Origin of the sequence: Streptomyces albiflavescens (genome assembly GCF_014645835.1) — a bacterium.
Taxonomy (GTDB): Bacteria; Actinomycetota; Actinomycetes; order Streptomycetales; family Streptomycetaceae; genus Streptomyces; species Streptomyces albiflavescens.
Window position 1 is genome coordinate 182,386 of record NZ_BMMM01000018.1, and the last position, 22,867, is coordinate 205,252.

Sequence of the window (22,867 nt, forward strand, 5' to 3'; positions counted from 1 at the left end):
CCCGGCGCTCCAGGCTGTGCCCACCCTCCCCCACTCTCGGCTTCGCTCGAGCGGGGGACCCCCATCGCCCTGCGGAACGACTGCCCACAGCGGTAGCGACAACGGTGGCGACAGGGCTCGAATGGGCTACGTAGGGTGTGCGCGTGGATCTCGATGTCTGGTTGACCGGTGGTGCCGCCCTGTGGGGCGCGGCGGCGGGGTCGCTGGTGCCACGAGCCGCGTACCGGTTTTCCGTCCAGCCGGATGAGGCGTGGCGGGACCGGTGTCCCGAGGGGCACGCGATCGTTGGGGTCGCGGGCGGCTGGCTCGGGCTTGCCCGGTGCGGCCGGTGTGCCGGCTCCGTTTCTGCGTCGCCCGCGTCGCCCACAACTCGTACGGCGGAGGCCGTGCGCGGCGACGCGGGACAGGTGGCCGCCGGTCGCGCGCCCGCCTCGTACGGACCCCGTGCCCTCTTCCTCTCCCTCGCCACCGCGTTCGTCTGCGCCGGGCTCGCCCTGGCCACCGGTACGCGGCCGGAGCTGGCGGTCTGGCTGGTGCTCGCGCCGCTCGGTGTGCTGCTCGCCGTCGTGGACTTCGGGGTGCAGCGGCTGCCGGATGTGCTCACCCTGCCGCTCGCGGGCGCCGCGCTCGCGCTGCTCGGGGTGGTCGCGGTCGTGCCCGAGCACGCGGGGGAGTGGCTGACGGCGCTGTTCGGGGCGCTCGCGCTCGGGGGCGGGTACTTCGTCCTCTTCCTCGTCAATCCGAACGGCATGGGGTTCGGGGATGTGAAGCTCGCGCTGGGGCTCGGGGCCCTGCTCGGCTGGTACGGGTGGAGCGTGGTGTTCCTGGGGACCTTCGCCGGGTTCCTGTTCGGCGGGCTGTACGGGATGGGGCTCGTTATGGTGCGGCGCGCCGGGCGGAAGACGTCGATCCCGTTCGGGCCGTTCCTGATCGCGGGGGCGTACGTCGGGCTTCTGATCGGGGCGTACGCCGCCTGATCGGCGGACCCCGCCAGGTCTGCCTGATCGGCGGACCCCGCCAGGTCTGCCTGACCGGCGGACCCCCACCAGGCCCGACGTCGGGCGCCGAAGCCGCTGGCGTAGGCTGGTTCGGTCTGTCCACAACCCTTACGAAAGGGACGCCCCGGTGACCGAGAAGGCCGACCTTCAGTCCGTCCTCGACCGTGCCGCCGAGGGTGGGCGGATCACCCCGGATGAGGCGCTCGTCCTCTACCGCGACGCCCCGCTGCACGCGCTGGGCGCCGCCGCCGACGCCGTACGCCGCCGCAGGTACGCCGGTACCGAGCACATCGCCACGTACATCATCGAGCGCAACATCAACTACACGAACGTGTGCGTCACGGCGTGCAAGTTCTGCGCCTTCTACGCGGCCCCCAAGGACACGGACAAGGGCTGGACGCGCGACCTCGACGACATCCTGCGGCGGTGTGCCGAGACCGTCGAGCTCGGCGGTACGCAGATCATGTTCCAGGGCGGTCACCACCCGGACTACGGCGTCGAGTACTACGAGAAGCACTTCGCCGCGATCAAGGAAGCCTTCCCCCAGCTGGTCATTCACTCCCTCGGTGCCTCCGAGGTCGAGCACATGGCCCGGATCTCCAAGGTGAGCGTGGAGGAGGCCATCCAGCGGATTCACGCGGCCGGTCTCGACTCCTTCGCCGGCGCGGGCGCGGAGCTGCTCCCCGAGCGGCCGCGCAAGGCGATCGCCCCGCTGAAGGAGAGCGGCGAGCGCTGGCTGGAGATCATGGAGGCCGCGCACCGGCTGGGCGTGGAGTCCACGTCCACCATGCTCATGGGCACCGGCGAGACCAACGCCGAGCGCATCGAGCACCTGCGGATGATCCGTGACGTACAGGACCGGACGGGCGGCTTCCGCGCCTTCATCCCGTACACCTACCAGCCGGAGAACAACCACCTGAAGGGCCGGACGCAGGCCACGCTCTTCGAGTACCTGCGGATGATCGCCATCGCGCGGCTGTTCATGGACAACATCGCCCACATCCAGGGCTCCTGGCTCACCACCGGCAAGGAGGTCGGCCAGCTCTCCCTGCACTACGGGGCGGACGACCTCGGCTCGATCATGCTGGAGGAGAACGTCGTCTCCTCGGCCGGCGCCAAGCACCGCTCCAACCGCATGGAGATCATCGACCTGATCCGCAAGGCCGGTCGCGTGCCCGCCCAGCGGACGACGACGTACGAGCACATCGTCGTCCACGACGACCCGGCGAACGACCCGGTCGACGAGCGGGTCATGTCCCACATCTCCTCGACCGCGATCGAGGGCGGCACGGCTCACCCCGAGCTGAAGCTGCTGGCGTCCAACTAGTGCCGCGACAGGCAACGTTCGCCCCGTCGCGACGCCCGGCACGCACTCTCGCCGCACCGGGCACAAGCCCAAGTACATCCAGTACGAGGGCTTGCACCCGGCACGCCGAGAGCACGCACCGGACGCCGCTCCTTGACGGGCAAACGTTGCCTGCCGCGGCACTAGCGTCGCCGTGCTGACGATTCACGCCGCCGACCTCGTGATCACGGGGGACTCGCGGCCGTCCGTCCTCGGCGGGGCGGTGCTCGTGCGGGGGCGTGAGCTGGCGGCTCTCGGACCGTACGAGGAGCTGGCGGCGGCCTGTCCGACGGCTCGGGTCAGGCGATGGCCCGGGCTGCTGGCCCCGGGGCTGTGCAACCCGTACGGGCCCGAACTGCTGGAGCAGGCCTACCACCCGGACCCGCGTGAGGCGGACGAGCTGGGCACGGAACCGGTCACGGGCGGCGCACTCGCCGCGCTCGCGATGACCGACGCCCGATGGGGCGCGAGCGCGCGGCGAGGTGTGCAGCGGATGCTGGCACACGGCACGGTCGCCGTCGCGGGCGCCCTGCGGCGGACCGCGGTGGCGGATGCCGTGGCCCGCGCGGGGCTGACCGAGGAGCAGCGGTTCGAGCCGCCCGAGGGCACACCGTCGCTCGATCCGCTCGCGGGGCGGACCCTGGCGGAGGTCACCCTGATGCCGCTCCCACTGGAGGGCATGGACGCGACGTTCGCCGTGTTCGACGTGCCGGACGAGGCCGCGCTCGCGGAACGCGGAGCCGCGACCTGTGTGGCGACGGTCCTCGCCGGACGACTGGTGTACCGGCGTCGGTAGCCGTCCGCTCAGCCCGCCAAAGCTTCCGCGAACGCCCCCGAACTCTGCGTCACCCCACTGCAGTTGGTCGCCGCATTGTCGGACGCGGAGTGGTCGTCCGCGCACTGCTGGTCCCGGAACGTCGACCACATCGACACCCAGGCCACCCCCTTCTCCTCCGCGAACGCCCGCACCTGCGCCGCGTCCGCGAGGGTGAACGTCTCGCCCGAGACGTCCTGTTCGCCGATCATCGAGGTGAGGGCGAGCCCCTGCCAGGCGCCCGCGCTCGACAGCCCGAAGACGTCCCGCAGTTGACCGTGGGCCGCCTTGGCGGACGTCTCGGCGTAGTCGCCCATGTCGCCGGTGTACGAACTGCCGTAGTTCATCGTCATGATGTTGACGGTCGAGACCTTCACGGCGTTGTCGTTGGCGGACTCCAGGAGCGCCAGGCTGTCGTCGTCGAGGCCGGACGGCATCACCGGCAGTGTGAAGGAGACCTTCAGGTCGGTGCGCTCCTTCTGGAGCAGCGCGATCGCCTTGGAACGCAGCGCGACCGAGTCGGAGTCGGTCAGCGCGTCGCCCTCGATGTCGAAGTCCGCCTGGGTCGAGCCGGCGGCGTCCAGCGCCGCACCGTACGCCGCCGCGAGCGCGGTCGCGCTGTCGCAGACCTCGGCCAGCTCCTTGCCGGACGCGCCGCCGAAGGAGACGCGCACGCTCGCGCCGGACTCCTTGAGCGCCGAGATCCGGGTCTGCACGGCCGAGTTGCCGATGGCGTACGTCCCGTTCCACTTCGGCGTGCAGTCGCTGCCGTCGGAGATCACGAAGGCCAGGTTGTACGTCGTCGGCGAGCCGGTGGAGTCGGTGTCGGACGCGGTGGTGGCGCTCACATACGGGGCGTACGAGGTGGTGGACGAGGACTCACTCTCCGAGGGCGCCGCACTGGTCCGCGGGGTCTGCGCGGGTGCCGCGTCCGATGCCTCGTCACCGCCCGAGGAGCACCCCGCACAGGCCAGAGCCACCAGGTAGACGAGCCCGGCGGCCGGCTTCAGGAAACTCCTCATTGCGTATGCACCCGCTCTCGTGATTTCTGTCTCAGGACGGAAACAAAGTGCGATTCCGGATTTCAAAGGTGGCACATCCGGTGCTGATTCATGAATACAGGAAGCGCATGGGAAGGACACAGGAAAAGGGGTGTGAATCGGGTGAATCGGGCGCAACAATGGGGCATAAGGGTCACATCTACCTGGTCTGAGCTGCGCAGATGTTCTTGGATTCTCTTGGGGAATGGACAGGTTGGGCCCACTCTCATGGTTCTCTCACATGAGAACCAGAGAATTGGCCACATAAAGGCTGCCTAATGTCCGGGGAATGCAATCCGAGTCAGCCATCGAAAACCGCGCCCAAGTGCGCGGCCGCCGCCGCAAACGCGGCAACGGGTCCGTGGACGGTCCCGTGTTCGTTGACAACTCCGGGCGCCGGGCCCGCCTGCTGCGCAGAATCGGCATGCTCGTCGGCGTCGTCTGTCTCGGCTACGCGGTCGTGCTCGGTATGGCCTTCATGGGCTGGGGCACCTCGCTGACGCCGTCCTCACTGTTCCCCTTCGGCGGCGGCCAGGCCGGCTCCGCTCCCGGGGGCGGGGGCAACCTGCAGCCGCAGGGCGGCATCGCCCCGACCGGCCGTCCCACCGGCATCGCCCCGACCGGCCGTCCCACCGGCACCGCGCCGTCGGGCGTCCCCACCGGGGCCGCGCCCTCCTCCGCCCCCACGACCACTGCCGCGGCGTCTGCCTCCACCGGCACCAACTGACCGGGACGCACCCACCCTCATGACTTCGACCACGCCCTCGCGCGGCCGTCGGCGCGCCCCCTCCACGATGGAGCGGGCGGCCGGCAAGGCCGCGGCGCTGCAGAAACCGCGCGTCATCCTCGCCCTGCTGCTCCTGCTGGCGCTCGTCAGCGTGATGCTGCTCGACGGCTACCTGCGTTCCGAGATCGGCAACGACTCGCGCGTACGCGACGGCGCGGCCTACGACAAGGTCCCCCAGAAGATCCTTGACGGCGGCCCCCTCCTGACGTTCGACAACGGCACCGCGAAGACCGAGTCCGTGCCGAACAAGACCATCGTGCTCACCTTCGACGACGGGCCGACGGCGACCTGGACACCCCAGGTCCTCAAGGTCCTAGAGGACAACGACGTCGAGGGCACCTTCTTCCTGGTCGGCTCGATGGTCTCGCGCTACCCGAGCGTGGTGAAGGACCTGGTGGACCAGGGCAACGAGGTCGGCATCCACACCTTCACGCACGTCGACCTCTCCTACCAGAGCACCGCGCGGCTCCAGCGCGAGCTCAAGCAGACGCAGCTCGCGCTCGCGGGCGCCGCGGGGATCCAGACCACGCTGTTCCGCGCCCCGTACTCGTCGGAGATCAACGCCGTCGACAACTACAGCTGGCCGGTCTACCAGCAGATCGGCAACCTGGGCTACACCAGCGTCTTCGTCGACACCGACAGCGACGACTGGAAGAAGCCCGGCGTCTCGAAGATCGTCCAGTGGGCGACGCCGAAGAAGAACAAGGGCGCCATCGTCCTCATGCACGACGCGGGCGGTGACCGCTCGGAGACGGTCAAGGCGCTCGGCACGTACATCAAGAAGATGAAGGCGAAGGGCTACACCTTCACCACGGTCAGCGGCGCGATGGCCAAGGTCAACAACCAGAACCGGCAGCAGAACGTCCAGCAGCCGGGTGCCGCCGGACAGTCCAGCGGGCAGGCCGCCGGTTCCGGACAGCAGTCTGGCGGTGCGCAGCCGACCGGTCGGCCCCAGCAGGGGCAGGGTACGGGCGCGGCCGGCGCGCTCCGCGTCGAGCAGGCCGCCCACAGCAAGGCCACCGGCGCCACCCTCTACGAGGGCAAGGCCCTCATCTGGGCGGTCGCGGTCGCGGAGTGGGTCGTACCGGCGCTGTCCTACTTCCTCATCGTCGTGGGCGTCGCCGTGATGGGCCGGTTCGGAATGATGCTGATCCTCGCCCGACGCCACTACAGACAGCGCAACAGAAAGCGCGGCAGGGGCGGGAAGTTCAGCTGGGGGCCGACGGTCACCCGGCCGGTGACCGTGATCGTGCCCGCGTACAACGAGAAGGAGTGCATCGCCAACACCCTGAAGTCGCTGGCGAAGAGCACCCATCCGATCGAGATCGTCGTCGTCGACGACGGTTCCGAGGACAACACGTCCGAGATCGCCGAGTCGCTCGGTATGCCGAATGTCCGCGTCATCCGGCAGGAGAACGCGGGCAAGCCCGCCGCGCTCAACAACGGTGTGCGCAACGCGAGTTACGACATCGTCGTGATGATGGACGGCGACACCGTCTTCGAGCCCGACGCCGTGCACCAGCTCGTTCAGCCCTTCGCGGACCCGGAGATCGGCGCGGTCGCGGGCAACGCCAAGGTCGGCAACCGCAACACCATGATCGGCGCCTGGCAGCACATCGAGTACGTGATGGGCTTCAACCTCGACCGCCGCATGTACGACCTGCTGCGCTGCATGCCCACCATTCCGGGCGCGATCGGCGCGTTCCGCCGGGACGCGGTGCTGGAGGTCGGCGGCATGAGCGAGGACACGCTCGCCGAGGACACGGACATCACCATCGCCATGCACCGCGCCGGCCGGCGGGTCGTCTACCAGGAGCACGCCAAGGCCTGGACGGAGGCGCCCGGTTCGCTCAAGCAGCTGTGGTCGCAGCGCTACCGCTGGTCCTACGGCACGATGCAGGCGCTCTGGAAGCACCGCAAGTCCCTGACGGACACGGGTCCTTCGGGCCGCTTCGGCCGCGTGGGCATGCCCCTGGTCGTGCTCTTCCAGATCGTCACGCCGGTCTTCGCGCCGCTCATCGACGTGTTCACCGTCTACTCGATGATCTTCGTGGACTTCAAGGCGGCACTGCTCGCCTGGCTGGCCGTCCTCGCCGTCCAACTCGTCTGCGCGGCCTACGCGTTCCGACTCGACCGGGAGAAGTACCGATACCTCGCGATGCTGCCGCTGCAGCAACTCGCGTACCGCCAGATGATGTACCTGGTTCTGATCCACTCCTGCGTCACGGCCCTGACCGGCGGTCGCCTCCGCTGGCAGAAGCTCAAGCGCACGGGTGAGGTCGGGACTCCGGCAGGAGTGAGCTAGATGAGCTGGGGTTCGGAACAACCGGGGCAGCAGGGGCAGCAGGGGCAACAGGGCTACGGCTATGCGCACGGGCAACAGCCCGACCCGTACGGCTACGGGCAGCAACCCCAGCCGTACGCCCAGCCGTACGCCCAGCCGTACGCCCAGCCGTACGCCCAGGGATACGCCCAGGGACACCTCCAGCACGGGCAGCAGACATACGCCGACTACGGGCAGGGGTACGCGAGCGACACGGCGCCCTTGCCGATGGTGGAGCCGGAGCCTCCGGGTGCCTTGGAACCGGAGTCCGCCCCTGACACCGGGGAGCAGCCGGTCTCCCCTCCGGAGGAGCCCGCGCCGAAGGCGAAGCCGGCCGGCCGCGACCGCTACTTCGACGCCCTGCGCGCCATCGCACTGGTCCGCGTCGTGGCCTACCACACCTTCGGCTGGGCCTGGGCCGGCCTGGTCTTCCCCTCCATGGGCGTGATGTTCGCGCTCGCCGGCTCGCTGATGGCCAAGTCCCTGGAGCGCCCCGCGCTCAAGGTGGTCAGGAGCCGGATGCGGCGACTGCTGCCGCCCTTCTGGTTCTGGGGATTCTTCGTCGTGCTGGCCATGCTGATCCACGACTGGATGCCGGGCTGGCAGATCGTCTTCTGGATCGTGCCGGTCGGCGATCCGCCGGGCAACCAGTGGGGCGTCCAGGCCTGGGAGATCCTCTGGTACCTGCGGACGTACCTCTGGTTCGTCCTGCTGTCCCCGCTGCTCCTGAAGGTCTTCCGCAAGGCCCCGATTCCGGTCCTGCTCCTCTCCCTCGTCCCGATCGTGGTCTTCCAGTACGGCTGGCAGCCGCCGTACAACCGCTTCGGCAGCGGTCTCACGGACCTCGCCACCTTCCTGTTCTGCTGGCTGGTCGGCTTCGCGCACCGCGAGGGCGTGCTCCAGCGGCTGAAGCCGGCCCTGGTGATCCTGGTGTCGGGGGCCCTGCTGGCGTACGGCGGCTGGTACGCCTTCGGGCACCAGGCGGAGTTCGGCACCTACGACCTGGACGAGATACCGATCGCCCAGACCTTCTGGTCGGCCGGCTTCGTGACGCTGCTGATGTACTTCAAGGCGTACTACGACGTCGACTTCGCCTGGCTCGCCCGCTTCAAGCGGCTCGACCGGATCGTGACGATCTTCAACGGGCGGGCGGTGACGATCTACCTCTGGCACGAGATCGCGCTGGTGCTCGCGGTCCCGCTGATCGACCAGTTCTGGAAGGTGCCCGCCTTCGAGAAGTGGCTGCCGCTGGAGAGCCAGTGGTTCATGTTCGGCATCGGCTGGGTGCTGATCTGGGTCGCGATCCCGCTCGTCGGATGGGTCGAGGACCTGGCCGCGAAGAAGAAGCCGAAGCTGCTGCCGTAAGACGTCCGCATGAAGACCGGCGTACGGTCCGGGCGCCGGAGAGAGACGCGGACGATCACGACACGTTGGGGATCTGACCTGCAAGTTTCCTGTCTGCCTGGCCCCTGTGGCATCCAACGTCGCCGCGTATTTTCCGGAAGGGGCCGTTCCGGGCACGTCTAGCGCCCAACGCGAGAGCAGCATGTCGAGAGGGCTGCAACACCCATCCATGAGTGTTGCAGCCCTCTGGACCGGACACACCGGACACTGTCCCTCTAGAGGTGTCCGGTGCGTTTACACAGGTCAGGACTCTGTGACCACTGGTTGTCGCCATCGGTCGCTGCCGAGCGGCCCCGCGCGGCCCAGAGAGCGATTACTCAGGCCGGTCCCACTCGTCCAGTTTGATCTTCACCTGATGGTTGCAATCTGCGTGCCAGACGATCCCAACGTGTCGAACTGTGCCAGTCGAGCTGACCCACATCGACCACCTCGATGCCTTCACCCACGAGGTGGCGTGACAGACCAGCGCCGTATGACCCCGTGCCTTCGACCCCGATCCGGGCGACCGGGCCGAACGTGCGGGCCCAGGCCAGTAATGCGCCGTACCCGGCCTCGGTCGCCGGGAAGGACACCGTGCCGAGCAGCGCCCCCAGGAGGTTGACCACAGCGGCGACGTGGATGTCCTTGTGGGTGTCTACTCCCGCGACGACGGACATCGCGGGAGATGGCTGCGGGGTGTCGGCCGTGTGCGGCATGCTGAGCATGGTCATGTGGGTTCCCTCGACCAGGACGGGAGCTGATGGCCACCGCTGGCCCGGACGGGCGGTCAGGACTGTGAAGGTGCCTGTCGCGAGGCCCCTATCGGGACACGCCTGCCGGATCGGCGGCAGCAAGTACCGCACGGGCCGGGGCCGACAGATCAATCTTCGAGACACCAACGTCAGTCACAGACCGGGTCAGGCCACGTCCCGTGCGGAACCCCACCATTGTCACAGTCCCAGACCAGGACGACCGGGCCGCCGAGCTGCTGGTGGGCGGCATCCGGCAGGCGGGCGTAGTCGGTCCCGGTGAAGCCCTTGCGGCGGCCCTTGGCAGGGCCGCGGTCGAGGTGGATGCGGTAGATCAGCCGGGGCCGCCGGCCGGGCTTGGTGCAGATCAGCGCCGCCATGGAGACGCGTTTGGTGCCCTGGGCGGTGACCCGCACGACCGGTGTGTGGCCCCGGTGGCCCCAGGTGCGGCCTTTGGGCGGCCTCAGGCCCTGGCCGGCGTCGTCCTCGAAGCAGAGCCAGGCGCCCAGGTCCGCCACCCTCTTTTTATGACGGGCCACTGCTCATCCTTCCAGGCGGCGATCTTCGCCTCGTTGCGCTCGGTGGCCTTGCGGGAGGGGACCTGCACGCTCCGGCCGATGCGGTGCAGCAGCAGGTCCATCCCGGCCAGGGTGTACTCGACGCCGAACCGGCGGCGCACGATCTCGGCGATCCGGGCCAGCGTCCAGCACTGGTCACTCCAGCCGGAGGCGGCAGGACCGGCGTCCAGCACCGCCTCCAGCACCCGGAGTTGTCCCGTGTCCAGCTTGCAGCGGGCCCCGCCGGGACCCTTGGAGGCCAAAGCCTGCCGACCGCCCGAAGCCAACGCACGCCGCCACCGGTTCGCCGACATCCGGGTCACCCTGACCGCCGGGCCACCTCCCGGTCACTGGCCCCGGCCTCGATCAGATCAGCGGCCGCCAACCGGACCCGCTCACGCCGAGCCCGCTCCTCGGCCGTCAGCTCACCGCCATCGGGATACCTCACTTCCCGGCATAGCGCATCCCACGGGAGCCGTCACGACCCGACGTAACCCGCACCGTTAAGGATCTCCTAGGGCCTGTCTGACGGGTCGCGTCACCGACCCCGCACCCGCCAGCAATGTCACCCGAATGGCGCAACGTGGCGTGCCACCCATATGGGTGAAGGTCAAGCTGACTAGTGCCCCAATTGAGGCAATCCGTGAAAGGGGAACCAAATGCGCATTCGACGAATCCTCGCCGCCGTCATCGCCACGGCAGCCCTCGCCGGACTCGGCCTCACGAGCGCCGCCACCGCCACCGCCGGCACCGTCGCCAGCCTCACCCCGGGTGAGTGCGAGCAGGGCGGCGGAACAGTCAATTGGGCGAACAACACCTGCAAGGGCGGTACGGGCGACGGGCAGATGGTCGACTAAACCCACTAGGCGTCCCGCAGCCACGCGCTGCGGGGCGCTCCCGCGCGAGCGTAGCCAGGAGAGTCGCAGGGACCGTGCCGACCCGTCGGGCACGCTGGGTCCGAGTCGGCCCGGAAGCACGTGGCGGGTGGGAACTCCTCATCTCGGCTGCCAGCTCGCGGCTCGTCATGATGAGCGAAGGGGCGGACTGGCGCTCGCCTTCGAGGGCGCGCTCGCCCATGACGAGCGCCTGTTCCAAGTCGCCCTCCCGCGCGCCCCGCCGGGACCCTTGGAGGCCAAAGCCTGCCGACCGCCCGAAGCCAACGCACGCCGCCACCGGTTCGCCGACATCCGGGTCACCCAGAACCGCCGGGCCACCTCCCGGTCACTGGCCCCGGCCTCGATCAGATCAGCGGCTTCGAACCGCACTTGCTCACGCCGAGCCCGCTCCTCGGCCGTCAGCCCACCGCCATCGGGATACCTCACTTCCCGGCATAGCGCATCCCACGGGAGCCGTCACGACCCGACGTAACCCGCACCGTTAAAGATCTCTAGGTGGCTGACCGCTGTGGGCGCGGCACGGGCGCTGGCCCGGCTGGAGCGGGGCAGGGACAGGAGCGCAGGCCTGGCCGAGGGGCGGGCCTGCGCGGTGAGCGGAGCGAGCCGGCTTGATCAAGTAGGGAAAGTTTCGCGCCCAGCGATTCACCCCCTCGTGCCATCACTCGTATGGGGTCTCGTGCCGTCTCACGCGTCCCGCTACATTCGAACGCATGCGCGAATGGCGTGATGCGGAAGAGGTCGCCCTCCCGGTGCCGGATCAGATGCCGGACTGGCGAGACATCGAATTCGCCCGCTCGGGGCTCACGCTCACGCTCCAGCGGGCAGGCCGACGGCAGAAGACCCAGGTGCTGGAGTACTGCGCCCGACCGGACGGCAGTCGCGTCCTGCTCGTCATCGTCGACTGGCCCCGGCCCACGATCCGCATGGCCTGGGTCGTATGGGACCCCGACCGCATGAGCCTGCACTACACCGAACGACACGTTCCCGCGACCGTCGAGGCCACGGCGCAGGACGGCGACGCGGTGATCGCGGGCGACGACATGCTCGACTGCTTCCACGGCCGGCCGGTCTCCTACTGGCCGCACCGCGCGGTCGAGGTGCGCGTGGGTGGCTGCTGGCACGAGGGTGGGCTGCGGGCCCACTTCAACGGGCCGGGCGGCCGGTCCGTCGCGTGGGTGCAGCCGCGGTTCTATGAGCCGGAATGGCGGGCCATGGTCGCTTTCAGTCGGCACTACGTGTGGGATCCGGCGACGATCAGACCCCGTGGCGGTGACCTGGCCGAACAGGCCTAGACTCGAACATGTGAACGATCCGCGCCGGCGTACCCGCCTCGATCTGCTGCGCTTCCTGGAGCGCGTCCAGGAGCAGGATCTGGCGCGCACGCGGCGATGGATCGAGGCCGAAAGGCAGTGCGAGGACGAGCGGCAGCGCGGGATCGCGGCCCGGCCGCCGGCGCCGGACTGGCTGATCGAGCAGGGCCTCTCAGGGCGCGAGCCCGTGTACGTCCACGTCGGCGGCTGCTGGAATGCCGGGAAGCGGAGCCGCGGAGTGGAGCGGGACCAGGCGGTGCGGGCACTCACGGAGGGTGGGGTGCCGGCCTGCCCGCACTGCCGACCGGACACCGAGCTAGGCATCCTCGACTAGGCACTGCCCCGCGGCTTGCGAGCCGCCGTCTTCTTGCTCGTCTTCTTCGCCGCGGTCTCCCTCGCGGGCGTCTTCTTCGCTGCCTTCTTGGCCGCAGCCTTCTTCTTCGGCATCTCGTGGACGGTGGCGTCCTCGCCGCGCGACTCCTGCGCCTTGCGCACGGACTCCTTGAGGGCTGCCATCAGGTCGACGACCTGGCTCGGGACTTCTGGTTCCTCGGCCCGGGGCGGTTCCTTGTGCTCCCGCTTCGCCTCAATGAGCTGCTCCACCGCCTCCGTGTACCGGTCGGTGAACTCCTCGCCCTGCAGGTCGTCTTGGGTCAGTCGGTCGATCAGGAGCTCCGCCTCCGCGATGTCTATGGCTGCTTGGGAGGACCCGGGCAAGCTCGATGAAGTCCTGCGCACCTTGGGCGCCAAACTGGACGGCACGCGGGCCGCGGCCAGTTCTGTCAAGCGCAACCGGCGGATTCTGAACGTGGCCATGGAGTACGCGGTGAAGCACCGGGCTCTGCGTACGAACCCTCTGCCGAAGGGCAGAGGGGCGGTGCCCAAGACGTCGTCTGCGGTGGACAAGCGTGCTCTCCTCAACCCGGAGCAGGCGGCCCACCTTCTGGGCTGGATCCGGCGCCGCCCCCGCGGCGGCAAGCGGCTGCACGCGTTCTTCGCCACGATGTACTACGCCGGTCCGCGCCCGGAAGAAGTCGTGGCGATGCGCGTCGCGGACGTCCGTCTGCCCGACGAAGACGCCACGGATCAGTGGTGCGAGCTGTTGTTCCACACAGCGCGGCCGGAGGTCGGGAAGAACTGGACCGACGATGGGAAGATTCACGAAAAGCGTGGGTTGAAGGGGCGTGCGGCGGATGACAGCCGTGGCGTGCCGGGGCACCCCTCGCTGACGCGGATCCTCCACCGGCACATCGAGGCGGAGAACCTTAAGCCGGGCGACGTCCTGTTCCAGGGCGAGAAGGGGGACATACTCGCGAGCCGCGTCATCCGCCGAGCGTGGCGGAGCGCCCGTCAAGCAGTGCTCGCCCCGCACGAGTTCGAGTCCCCAACCGGAAGGCGTGTGTACGACCTGCGCCACACCCGTCTGACCAAGTGGCTCAACGACGGGATCCCGGCTGCGCAGGTCGCTGAGTGGGCAGGCAACAGCGTGCCGATCCTCCTGGCAACCTACGCCCGCTGTGTCTCTGGCCAACTACCCGATCTCAAGAGGCGGATGGAGGCAGGGGAAGTGTGAGTGAGCACTCTAGTCGGCCCGACTGGCCGACTAGAGCGCTGAGCCCGCCGAACGAGAGTTTCGGTGGGACGTGCGCGGCCTTCGCCCCGGCTCGTCGCGGTAGCCGGACGAACCGCCCACGATGTGGCGTGCCACCAGGTAGATGGTGGCGTTGCGCGTCCAGTCAAGCGCGATCGATGCGGTCGAGCAGCGCCCGGGCCTCGGCGGTGCGGTGGTGGTCCGGACCGAAGGCGGCCAGGCAGGCGTCGTGGGCGACCGCGGCCCGGGTGCGAGCCTCGGCATCGCGGCCCAGGCCCAGGAGGGCGGAGGCCACGGCAAGCTCGACAGCGCCAGTCTCCGGTCGGCGCCGCTCCTCGGACAGGCTGCGGCTCAGCTCGTCGGCGCACTCCGCCTCGGCGAGAGCCTCCTTGTAGCGGGCCTGGCCGTTGAGGCTACGAGCCAGACCGATCCGCAGGACCAGGGCGAACCGGTCCGATACACGATGGGCAGCGAGGGCTTCGCGGGCGAGCGCTTCGGCCTCCGGGTGGCGGCCCTGCGCGTTGAGGGCATAGATCAGTCCGTTGCTCGCGGCCGCCGCTATGAGCGGCATATCCGGCCCTGTGCCGCGGGTTGCGGCCCGGGCGACGGCCGCGCACTCTGCCTCGCATTCGGCGTGCCGGGTGAGCGCGCTCAGCGTCTGGGCGCGGTCCGAGCGCAGCTTCAGGGTCTGTGGGTGTTCGGCGCCGAAGATCCTGCCGAAGACCGGCAGCAGTGCGTCGTATCCGGCGAGGGCCTCGGCATGGCGGCCCTGGGCGGCCGTCGCGAGCGCGGCCATGCTCAACGCCAGCGGTGCATACGGGTCGTCGCGCGACCGGGACCGGGCCGCGGCCACGGCGCGGGCCTCGGCCTCCGCCTCGGCATAGCGCCCGGCCTGGAACAGGACCGTCGCCTGGGCCAACGGGGATCTCGACATCTGCCCGGCATCGTTTCGGCCGCGCGACCGGAAGAGCTTCATGCCCGGAGCATACGGATGCTGCGCACACCCGTTCGGGTAAGGGGCGAGGGTCGGTCGGCGGGCCGCGCCGTCCCGGGCCACTTCGAGGCGAGGCGTTGAACAACAAGCTGAGCGCCGGAGTGGCCAACTGAGATGCACAGGGGCCGACTAGCGCGCTCAGTCGCAGGAAGACCTCCCCCAGCTGCCTGAGGCAGGCTGAGCGGCTCCGGAAACTTCGCCACGTATTTGCCGCAGCCACCCGCAGAAACCCGGTGACAGCCGGACGGCGCCGGACCCCCCACGGTCTACGGGGGAGGGGCCGGCGCCTTTCTACACACCCAGAAAAATGGCCCTGACCAGTACAAAGGTGTGCATGAAGGTGGGGCTCTAGATGAGTGCCCTCGATAGTGCCCGAAGCTGCGGCCGGGTGCTGGAGAGTCGCCCGGTCCGTACTGCCACAATGGGTTCGTGACCCGCGCATCCCTGGACAAGCAGCCGCACGAAGTCGCCTCGATGTTCGACAACGTGGCGGAACGGTACGACCTCACGAACGACGTGCTGTCCCTCGGCCAGGACCGGCGATGGCGCAAGGAGGTCGCGAAGGCGGTCGACGCGCGGCCCGCGCAGAAGATCCTGGATCTGGCGGCCGGTACCGCGACCTCGTCCCTGCCCTTCGCCCGCACGGGCGCGTACGTCGTGCCCTGCGACTTCTCCCTCGGCATGCTGCGGGTCGGCAAGAAGAACCACCCCTGGCTGCCCCTGACCGCGGGGGACGCGACGAAGCTGCCCTTCAAGGACGACACCTTCGACGCGGTCACGATCTCCTTCGGACTGCGCAACGTGCAGGACACCGACGCCGCGCTGAGCGAGCTGTACCGGGTGACCAAGCCCGGCGGCCGCGTCGTGATCTGCGAGTTCTCGCACCCCACCTGGGCGCCGTTCCGCACGGTGTACACCGAGTACTTGATGCGCGCGCTGCCGCCGGTCGCCCGCGCGGTCTCCTCCAACCCCGAGGCGTACGTCTATCTCGCCGAGTCCATCCGCGCCTGGCCGAACCAGCCCGAACTCGCCGAGCGGCTGCGCAAGGCCGGCTGGTCGAAGGTGGCCTGGCGGAACCTGACGGGCGGGGTCGTGGCGCTGCACCGGGGCTTCAAGGCCGCGTAATCGCTTCACCGCCGCCGACGCCGACCCGCCGGCAACTCACCTGAGGACCTCGAACGGGTCGCCCGGCTCGTCGAGCTCGCGGCGCATCCCGCCCGACGGCGGCCGCGGCAGCCGCGGCTCGCGCACCCCCGCGCCACCGCCCTCGGAGTCACCGAGGTCGAACCACACGGTGACCACGGCGCCGCGCGGGACCTCGACGCCGGGCGGGGGATATTGGCGTACGACGTAGTCGACGACCGTGAGATGGAAGTCGGGCCGGTCGGGCGCGGCGAGCATGACACCTCGCGCCTCGGCCGTCTCACGCGCGTCCACGGCCATCAGGCCCACGAGCCGCGGTACGCGCACTTCGGGTGTCTTGGGTGTTATGCGCACAGACATCACCCCCAGCGGTACCGGAAGGGTAAGCCGCGCCCAGGCCATTCCGGAAGCCGTCGGGTGGCGTGCCGGGAGCCGTCAGAGGGCCAGTCGGTAGCAGTGCGCGGGCTGCCCCAGCGTCGGGTGGGGGAAACGTTCGGCCAGTTCCATGCCCAGGCGCCGGGTCACGGCGATGGACCGCTCGTTGTCGGCTCTGACCATGGCGACGATCTGGGAGACGCCCGCCGCGCGCACCCTGTCCAGGGTGGCGAGCCCGGCCGCCGTCGCGTACCCCTTGCCCCAGTGCGCCCGCCCGAGCCGCCAGCCGATCTCGATCTCGCCCGTGGGGCCCCAATCCTTCGGCCACGGCTGCGCCCCTGTGAAACCGAGCACCTCACCGTCGGAGCCGACCATCGTCCACAGACAGAATCCGAGCTCCGCGTCGTGCCGCCGCTGCCGCGCGGTGAGCTCCTCGTACACGGACAGCTCGGCCGCCCGGCCGCCGTGGAATTCCATGACCTCCGGGTCGGCGAAGACCCGGTGCCAGGCGAAGGCGTCCTCGTCGATGGGGACGCGGAGCTGTACGTCGGGGAGAGCTCGGTTCACGGGGGCAGCCCTTCATCCAGGTGATCAGTACCGCTGCATAGACTGCCCATGTCCAGTGCCCGTCGGCACGTTGATTTCGCATCTTGGGGAGAACCCGCCGTGACCGAGCCCCAGCCCCTCTCCGAAAACACCGCCGATGTCATCGTCGTCGGGGCCGGGCCAGCCGGTTCCACCACCGCGTACTACCTGGCGAAGGCGGGACTGGACGTCCTGCTCCTCGAGAAGACCGCGTTCCCGCGCGAGAAGGTCTGCGGTGACGGGCTGACCCCGCGTGCCACCAAGCAGCTTGTCTCGATGGGCATCGACATCTCGGAGGAGGCCGGCTGGCTGCGGAACAAGGGCCTGCGCATCATCGGCGGCGGCGTCCGCCTCCAGCTGGACTGGCCCGATCTCGCCTCCTTCCCCGACTACGGCCTCGTACGCAAGCGGGACGACTTCGACGAGCAGTTGGCGCGGCAGGCGCAGAAGGCGGGCGCGCGGCTGTACGAGCGCTGCAACGTCGGCGCACCGATCATCGACGACCGCACCGGCCGCATCACCGGCGTCCACGCCAAGCTCGGTGACACCGGCGAGAAGCGCGAGGTCACCTTCCACGCACCGCTGGTCGTCGCCGCGGACGGCAACTCCACCCGGCTCTCCCTGGCAATGGGCCTGCACCGCCGCGAGGACCGCCCGATGGGCGTCGCGGTCCGTACGTACTTCACCTCCCCGCGTCACGAGGACGACTACCTGGAGTCCTGGCTGGAGCTGTGGGACCGGCGCGGTCCCGAGGACCGTCTGCTGCCCGGCTACGGCTGGATCTTCGGCATGGGCGACGGCACGTCGAACGTCGGCCTCGGTGTGCTCAACACCTCCGACTCCTTCAAGGAGCTGGACTGGCGGGAGGTCCTGAAGGCGTGGTGCGCGTCCATGCCGGAGGACTGGGGCTACACCCCCGAGAACATGACCGGCCCGATCCGCGGCGCCGCCCTCCCCATGGCCTTCAACCGCCAGCCGCACTACACGAAGGGGCTGTTGCTGGTCGGCGACGCCGGCGGTCTGGTGAACCCCTTCAACGGCGAGGGCATCGCCTACGCCATGGAGTCCGGCCAGATCGCCGCCGACGTCATCGTCCAGGCCCATGCGCGCGCCACTCCGGGCCAGCGTGAACTGGCCCTGCAGCGCTACCCGCGCGTCCTCAAGGACACCTACGGCGGCTACTACACCCTCGGCCGCGCCTTCGTGAAGCTCATCGGCAACCCGAAGGTCATGAAGATCGCCACCCAGCGCGGCCTGACCCACCCCCTGCTGATGAAGTTCACGCTGAAGATGCTCGCGAACCTGACGGACCCGACGGGCGGCGACGCGATGGACCGCATCATCAACGGCCTGTCGAAGGTGGCCCCGAAAGCCTGATCATTCAAGGCGACCACCTCTCACCGGGTCTTACCAAGGTGGCTCCGAAGGCGTAGCTCCCCGCACTACCGGCTGAGTTCGGTCTCCTTGACGGCGCGGCGGGCGAGCACCCGCTCGCGCCCCTCGGCGACCTGCCGCAAGGCGTCCTTCCGCTCCCGCTTGGAGAGCCGGTCCAGATAGACGCGACCGTTGACATGGTCGGTCTCGTGCTGGAGACAGCGGGCGAAATACCCCGTGCCCTCGATGACCAGGGCGTTCCCGTCCCGGTCGACGCCGCGTACGACAGCGCGATCGGGACGGGGTACGTCCATCACGGCGCCCGGTACGGACAGACATCCCTCGCCCTCGTCGAGGAGGCGTCGGCCGGCCGGATCGAGCGGGTCCAGGACCGGGTTGGCGATGTGGCCGACGTGCCGGACCCCGTCGTCGTCCGGGCAGTCGTACACGAACAGCCGCAGGTCGACACCTACTTGATTGGCCGCGAGCCCGGCCCCGTCGGCGACGTACATCGTCAGGAACATGTCGTCGATGAGCGCGGCGAGGTCGGGACCGAACTCGGTCACGTCCCGGCACGCCTTGTGCAACACCTCTTCACCCACCTCGGTGATCCGCCGCACCGATCCGCGAGCGGCCTCCGGCGTCAACCGGGGGTACGACGTGACGGGCTTTCCCTGGACGAACACACGGGGCATGGCTGGTTCTCCTTCGGCTGGTGTGTGGATGCTGTGGGCGGCCGGGCCGTGGCCTTCCGGCCTCCGGCGCCGCTCCCTACCCTCCCGTACTCATGACAACAGAACATTCGGAACAGTCCCAGGAGCACATCGGACACTCACGCAGACGCTTCCTCGCCGGTGCCGGAGGCGCCCTCGGCGCCGTCGCCTTATGGCCCGGGAGCGCGAGCGCCGCCTCCGGCAAGCGCATCGCCGTCCTCGGGGGTGGTGTCTCCGGCCTCAGCGCTGCCCATGAACTCGCCGAGCGGGGCTACGCGGTGACCGTCTACGAGTACTACGACGTCCTCGGCGGCAAGGCCCGCTCGATGGACGTCCCCGGAACGGCCGGCGGCGGCCGCAAGCCGCTGCCCGGCGAACACGGCTTCAGGTTCTTCCCCGGTTTCTACCGGAATCTCCCGGATGTGATGCGCCGGATTCCCTTCCCCGGCAACGCGAACGGCGTCCACGACAACCTCCGCGGCGGCACCGAGGCCCTCTTCGCCCGCACGGGCGGCCGGCCCGATCTGCACTTCCCGCTGCGGCGGGTGACCACCCCGCCCGCGCCCGGTGACATCACCCCGTCCTGGATCCGCGACCAGCTGCTGTCCGTCCTCGACCTGGGCACCCGGCTGCCCGCCCACGAGGCCGCGTACTTCGCCGACCGTCTCCTCGTCCACCTCACCAGCTGCGACGCCCGCCGCGAGGACCAGTGGGAGAAGACCTCCTGGTGGAACTTCATCCGTGCCGAGGAGATGAGCACGGAGTACCAGACGCTCCTCGGCATCGGCCAGACCCGCAACCTCGTCGCCACCCGCGCCGAGGTCGCCTCCACACGTACCGTCGGCCGCGTCATCATCGAGGCGCTGCTGCTGTGGGGCCTGCTCGGCCGTGGCATGGACGGCGAGGCCGCCGTCGACCGCGTCCTCAACGCCCCGACGAGCGAGGCGTGGATCGCGCCGTGGGAGGCGTATCTGCGCTCGCTGGGCGTCGAGTTCGTCATGCGTACCCAGGTGCGCGAGGTTCTGTACGCGGGCGGACGTGTCGCCGGCGTACGCGTCTCGGCCCCCGACGGAAGCCAGGAACGCACGATCACCGCCGACCACTACGTCTCGGCGATGCCGGTGGAGCACGCGCGCGGGACCTGGGGCCCGGCTCTGCGCGCCGCCGACCCGCAGCTCGCCAAGTGCGATGCCCTGAAGACGGACTGGATGGTGGGAATCCAGTTCTATCTGCGCACGCCGACGCCCGTGGTGCACGGGCACATCAACTGCCTCGACTCACCATGGTCGGTGACAGGCATCGGACAGGCCCAATTCTGGGACGTACGCGACTTTTCGGCCGACTACGGAGACGGCAGCGCCCACGACTGCCTCTCGGCCATCGTCTCCGAGTGGGACAAGCCGGGGATCCTGTACGGCAAGACGGCCCGTGAGTGCACCAAGGAGGAGATCGTCGCCGAGACCTGGGCGCAGCTCAAGGACGGCCTCAACGACTCCGGGAAGACGACGCTCATGGACGCCGACCGGCTCGGCTGGTTCATGGACCCGGCGGTGACGGGCCTCGGCGGTCCGGACCCGCAGAACCGCGAGCCGCTCCTCATCCACCCGACAGGGACCCTCTACAACCGCCCGTCCGCCCGCACGGCGGTGCCGAACTTCTTCCTCGCGGGCGACTACATCCGCACCGACGTGGACCTGGCGACCATGGAAGGCGCCAACGAGTCCGCACGCCGAGCCGTCAACGCACTCCTGGATGCGGACAATTCGGGCGCCGAACGGTGTGAGATCTGGGAGCTGTACCGGCCGCCGGAGATGGAACCCCTCAAGCGCGTGGACGAACTCCGCTACAAGCTGGGCCTGCCCAACACATTCGACCTCGGGTAGAGCGAGTTCGATCCAGGGCAATTCACCCCGGATGGGGCGAAAGGGCCGCCGCCCCCGAGGCGGCGGCCCTCAAGCCGTGTGGTTCGTGCGCCTTAGAGGACCCGCACCGCACCCGTCGCCGGGTAGCCCGAAAGGTCCTGAATCACCACACCCTTGGAGGGGTTGGCGGCGTCCAGGTACTGCCCGTTACCGATGTACACACCCACGTGGTACGCCGAGCCGGCCGAACCCCAGTACAGGATGTCGCCGACCTGGACGTTGGACAGCGAGACCGGCGTACCGGCCGTCGACTGGTCCTGCGAGACGCGCGGCAGGTCGACGCCGACCTGCTTGAACGCGGCCTGCACGAGACCGGAGCAGTCCCACGCGTTGGGGCCGGTGCCGCCCATGACGTAGGCGTCGCCGACCTGCGCCTTGAGGAAGGCGATGACGGTGGCGACACTGCCGCTGGCCGGCGCGGAGACGTTCGAGCTCGTGGAGGCGGACGCGGACAGGGTGGTCCGCTCCGAGGAGCGCGAGGCGGCCTGGGCGGCGGCGGCCTTGCGGGCGGCCTCGGCGGCCGCCTTCTTCTTGGCCTCCGCCTTCTTCTTGGCGTCGGCGAGGTCGGCCTTGGCCTGCTTGGCGGCCTTGGCGGCGGCCGCGTCACGCTCCGCCTGCAGCTCGTAGTTGGCCGCGGCCTGCTGTGTGGCGTCCGCCGACTGGGCGACCTGGGTAGCCAGGTCGGCCGTCAGGGTGGGCAGTTCGAGAGTCTGTGTCGTGGATTCGGCAGCGTTCGCCGCACCCGACGCACCGGCCACTGCCAGGGTGCTGAGAACGCCACCGGCAACTCCGGCGCGCATCGCGAGCGACGTCGCATTGCGGCGGGGCTTCCGGTGGCTTCGTATGTGAGCGGTGTGGGACATGGGTACAAGCGGTACCAGGGGCTCCTCCATACCTTCAAGAAACGTGTGGTGCGCCACAGTTGTTCAATCCGCGGCCGAATTTGGCTCGCGTCACTCTTTATTGACGCCGTAACGGGCATTGCGGACACGACCCATCAAGGCCGTGATCAAGGGCTTTCCGCATTACGTCCGAATTGCCTGCCGCCTACCACTGGTTTGAACGGATGGCCAAGCCCGGCTTATCTGACCCATAGGGAGATGTGGCGCAGGTCACGGAACGGTCACCGCGGAGGTGGCGTCCCGCGCGTGAGTCCCCGCCTCTTCCGCTCGTGAACGCGTGCACGCGTCCACACCCGTCCACGCACCTCCCCCTGAGGTGTGAATGCGGTCCTCTATCAAGGCGCCACGTCCAGCACCAATTTGCATGCAGAGGAAGTCTCTTGATATGGAGACGCCGCCCGGGACCTGCGGTGACGAGCGGAAATGTCACCTCTGGTGATCACCCGGACGCTTCGCGTATGAAGATCACTGCTCATCCGACTTCATGATCGTTCGTCAGGTGGTGGAGATCACAAAGCTTGTGTAATACCCCGTGTCGCAGATCACAGACCGGCGGGCATAGGATGCGAGGCAGTTGGGCTTGTGACCTGCTTCACATGTTCGCGATCTTCACCGGGACGGGTGGGGCTCGTGGGTCTGGTGGAGCGGAGCGCTTGCCCGCCGAACCGCCACCAGTCAGTGCCGACTGAGAGGAGCGAGGAGCGTGAACGCGTATGCGCCGATCCTCGTACTGGGAGCCCTCGGGGCAGGCTTTGCGATCTTCTCCGTGGTCATGGCCACGCTGATCGGTCCGAAGCGGTACAACCGCGCCAAGCTCGAAGCCTACGAGTGCGGTATCGAGCCGACCCCCACGCCGGCCGGCGGCGGGCGCTTCCCCATCAAGTACTACCTGACGGCGATGCTCTTCATCGTCTTCGACATCGAGATCGTCTTCCTCTACCCCTGGGCCGTCACCTTCGACGCCCTGGGTGTTTTCGGGCTCGTGGAGATGCTGCTCTTCGTGCTCACCGTCTTTGTCGCGTACGCGTACGTATGGCGGCGCGGCGGCCTGGAATGGGACTGAGGG

21 protein-coding genes and 3 pseudogenes are annotated in these 22,867 nt (G+C 69.1%); 14 read left to right on the plus strand and 10 right to left on the minus strand.

The window, feature by feature from the left end; translation table 11 throughout:
• Positions 1-137 precede the first annotated feature (137 nt).
• From IEY95_RS38100 to IEY95_RS38110, 3 genes are all read left to right on the plus strand, one after another.
• Positions 138-977, plus strand: a complete 840-nt coding sequence (locus IEY95_RS38100; RefSeq protein WP_189190782.1) for a prepilin peptidase — start codon at positions 138-140, stop codon at positions 975-977.
• 148 nt (positions 978-1,125) lie between these two features.
• Positions 1,126-2,325, plus strand: a complete 1,200-nt coding sequence (mqnC, locus tag IEY95_RS38105) for a cyclic dehypoxanthinyl futalosine synthase (RefSeq protein WP_189190783.1) — start codon at positions 1,126-1,128, stop codon at positions 2,323-2,325.
• 172 nt (positions 2,326-2,497) lie between these two features.
• Complete coding sequence (locus IEY95_RS38110; protein WP_189190784.1) at positions 2,498-3,139, plus strand: hypothetical protein; 642 nt, start codon at positions 2,498-2,500, stop codon at positions 3,137-3,139.
• A gap of 8 nt (positions 3,140-3,147) precedes the next feature.
• On the opposite strand, the gene IEY95_RS38115 is transcribed toward IEY95_RS38110, so the two are convergent.
• Positions 3,148-4,179 carry a chitinase gene (locus tag IEY95_RS38115; protein ID WP_189190785.1) on the minus strand — a complete coding sequence of 344 codons (1,032 nt, stop codon included), beginning with the start codon at positions 4,177-4,179 and terminating at the stop codon, positions 3,148-3,150.
• Between the two features lie 307 nt (positions 4,180-4,486).
• On the opposite strand from IEY95_RS38115, the gene IEY95_RS38120 reads away from it, so the two are divergent.
• The 3 genes from IEY95_RS38120 to IEY95_RS38130 are packed head-to-tail and all read left to right on the plus strand — an operon-like array spanning position 4,487 to position 8,672.
• Positions 4,487-4,924: a hypothetical protein gene (locus tag IEY95_RS38120; RefSeq protein ID WP_189190786.1), complete on the plus strand. Its 438-nt coding sequence runs from the start codon at positions 4,487-4,489 to the stop codon at positions 4,922-4,924.
• Between the two features lie 19 nt (positions 4,925-4,943).
• Positions 4,944-7,289 carry a bifunctional polysaccharide deacetylase/glycosyltransferase family 2 protein gene (locus IEY95_RS38125; RefSeq protein WP_189190787.1) on the plus strand — a complete coding sequence of 782 codons (2,346 nt, stop codon included), beginning with the start codon at positions 4,944-4,946 and terminating at the stop codon, positions 7,287-7,289.
• Positions 7,290-8,672 carry an acyltransferase family protein gene (locus IEY95_RS38130; protein ID WP_189190788.1) on the plus strand — a complete coding sequence of 461 codons (1,383 nt, stop codon included), beginning with the start codon at positions 7,290-7,292 and terminating at the stop codon, positions 8,670-8,672.
• Between the two features lie 455 nt (positions 8,673-9,127).
• Here the strand turns inward: IEY95_RS38130 and IEY95_RS49605 are convergent.
• Positions 9,128-9,367, minus strand: a pseudogene (locus IEY95_RS49605) (IS110 family transposase); the annotation flags it as partial.
• A 278-nt stretch (positions 9,368-9,645) separates the two neighbouring features.
• Positions 9,646-10,444, minus strand: a pseudogene (locus tag IEY95_RS51110) (winged helix-turn-helix domain-containing protein); the annotation flags it as partial.
• Between the two features lie 211 nt (positions 10,445-10,655).
• Between IEY95_RS51110 and IEY95_RS38150 the strand changes: the two are divergent.
• A complete protein-coding gene (locus IEY95_RS38150; protein WP_189190790.1) occupies positions 10,656-10,853 on the plus strand; it encodes a hypothetical protein in 198 nt (65 codons plus the stop codon).
• Positions 10,854-11,102: 249 nt separating this feature from the next.
• Here the strand turns inward: IEY95_RS38150 and IEY95_RS49615 are convergent.
• A pseudogene (locus IEY95_RS49615) lies at positions 11,103-11,318 on the minus strand (helix-turn-helix domain-containing protein); the annotation flags it as partial.
• Between the two features lie 284 nt (positions 11,319-11,602).
• Between IEY95_RS49615 and IEY95_RS38160 the strand changes: the two are divergent.
• Positions 11,603-12,184: a hypothetical protein gene (locus IEY95_RS38160; protein WP_189190791.1), complete on the plus strand. Its 582-nt coding sequence runs from the start codon at positions 11,603-11,605 to the stop codon at positions 12,182-12,184.
• A 10-nt stretch (positions 12,185-12,194) separates the two neighbouring features.
• The gene (locus tag IEY95_RS38165) at positions 12,195-12,536 is read left to right on the plus strand and encodes a DUF6233 domain-containing protein (RefSeq protein ID WP_189190792.1); all 342 of its coding nucleotides are present in this window, start codon (positions 12,195-12,197) and stop codon (positions 12,534-12,536) included.
• Here IEY95_RS38165 and IEY95_RS38170 read toward each other — a convergent pair.
• Positions 12,533-12,919, minus strand: a complete 387-nt coding sequence (locus IEY95_RS38170) for a Ku family protein (protein WP_229703629.1) — start codon at positions 12,917-12,919, stop codon at positions 12,533-12,535. The genes IEY95_RS38165 and IEY95_RS38170 overlap by 4 nt on opposite strands.
• A gap of 97 nt (positions 12,920-13,016) precedes the next feature.
• Between IEY95_RS38170 and IEY95_RS38175 the strand changes: the two genes are divergently transcribed.
• Positions 13,017-13,775: a tyrosine-type recombinase/integrase gene (locus tag IEY95_RS38175; RefSeq protein WP_229703630.1), complete on the plus strand. Its 759-nt coding sequence runs from the start codon at positions 13,017-13,019 to the stop codon at positions 13,773-13,775.
• A gap of 163 nt (positions 13,776-13,938) precedes the next feature.
• On the opposite strand, the gene IEY95_RS38180 is transcribed toward IEY95_RS38175, so the two are convergent.
• Positions 13,939-14,769, minus strand: coding sequence for a tetratricopeptide repeat protein (locus IEY95_RS38180; protein WP_189190795.1), 831 nt, complete (start codon positions 14,767-14,769; stop codon positions 13,939-13,941).
• A gap of 447 nt (positions 14,770-15,216) precedes the next feature.
• On the opposite strand from IEY95_RS38180, the gene IEY95_RS38185 reads away from it, so the two are divergent.
• Entirely contained in the window at positions 15,217-15,912 is a 696-nt protein-coding gene (locus IEY95_RS38185) for a demethylmenaquinone methyltransferase (RefSeq protein WP_189190796.1), read from the plus strand.
• A gap of 36 nt (positions 15,913-15,948) precedes the next feature.
• Here IEY95_RS38185 and IEY95_RS38190 read toward each other — a convergent pair whose 3' ends face one another.
• Positions 15,949-16,290 carry a PASTA domain-containing protein gene (locus IEY95_RS38190; RefSeq protein ID WP_189190797.1) on the minus strand — a complete coding sequence of 114 codons (342 nt, stop codon included), beginning with the start codon at positions 16,288-16,290 and terminating at the stop codon, positions 15,949-15,951.
• Between the two features lie 75 nt (positions 16,291-16,365).
• Complete coding sequence (locus IEY95_RS38195; protein ID WP_189190798.1) at positions 16,366-16,872, minus strand: GNAT family N-acetyltransferase; 507 nt, start codon at positions 16,870-16,872, stop codon at positions 16,366-16,368.
• Between the two features lie 99 nt (positions 16,873-16,971).
• Between IEY95_RS38195 and IEY95_RS38200 the strand changes: the two genes are divergently transcribed.
• A complete protein-coding gene (locus IEY95_RS38200) occupies positions 16,972-18,267 on the plus strand; it encodes a geranylgeranyl reductase family protein (RefSeq protein WP_189190799.1) in 1,296 nt (431 codons plus the stop codon).
• Between the two features lie 65 nt (positions 18,268-18,332).
• Here the strand turns inward: IEY95_RS38200 and def are convergent, their stop codons facing one another.
• Positions 18,333-18,959 (minus strand): peptide deformylase, encoded by a 627-nt coding sequence (def, locus tag IEY95_RS38205; RefSeq protein WP_189190800.1) that lies wholly within the window; start codon positions 18,957-18,959, stop codon positions 18,333-18,335.
• Between the two features lie 92 nt (positions 18,960-19,051).
• On the opposite strand from def, the gene IEY95_RS38210 reads away from it, so the two are divergent.
• Positions 19,052-20,860, plus strand: coding sequence for a hydroxysqualene dehydroxylase (locus IEY95_RS38210; protein ID WP_189190801.1), 1,809 nt, complete (start codon positions 19,052-19,054; stop codon positions 20,858-20,860).
• 92 nt (positions 20,861-20,952) lie between these two features.
• On the opposite strand, the gene IEY95_RS38215 is transcribed toward IEY95_RS38210, so the two are convergent.
• Positions 20,953-21,792, minus strand: a complete 840-nt coding sequence (locus IEY95_RS38215) for a C40 family peptidase (RefSeq protein WP_189190802.1) — start codon at positions 21,790-21,792, stop codon at positions 20,953-20,955.
• 712 nt (positions 21,793-22,504) lie between these two features.
• Here IEY95_RS38215 and IEY95_RS38220 point away from each other — a divergent pair.
• On the plus strand, positions 22,505-22,864 hold the full coding sequence (locus IEY95_RS38220; protein ID WP_007383963.1) for an NADH-quinone oxidoreductase subunit A: 360 nt from the start codon (positions 22,505-22,507) through the stop codon (positions 22,862-22,864).
• Positions 22,865-22,867: the final 3 nt, after the last annotated feature.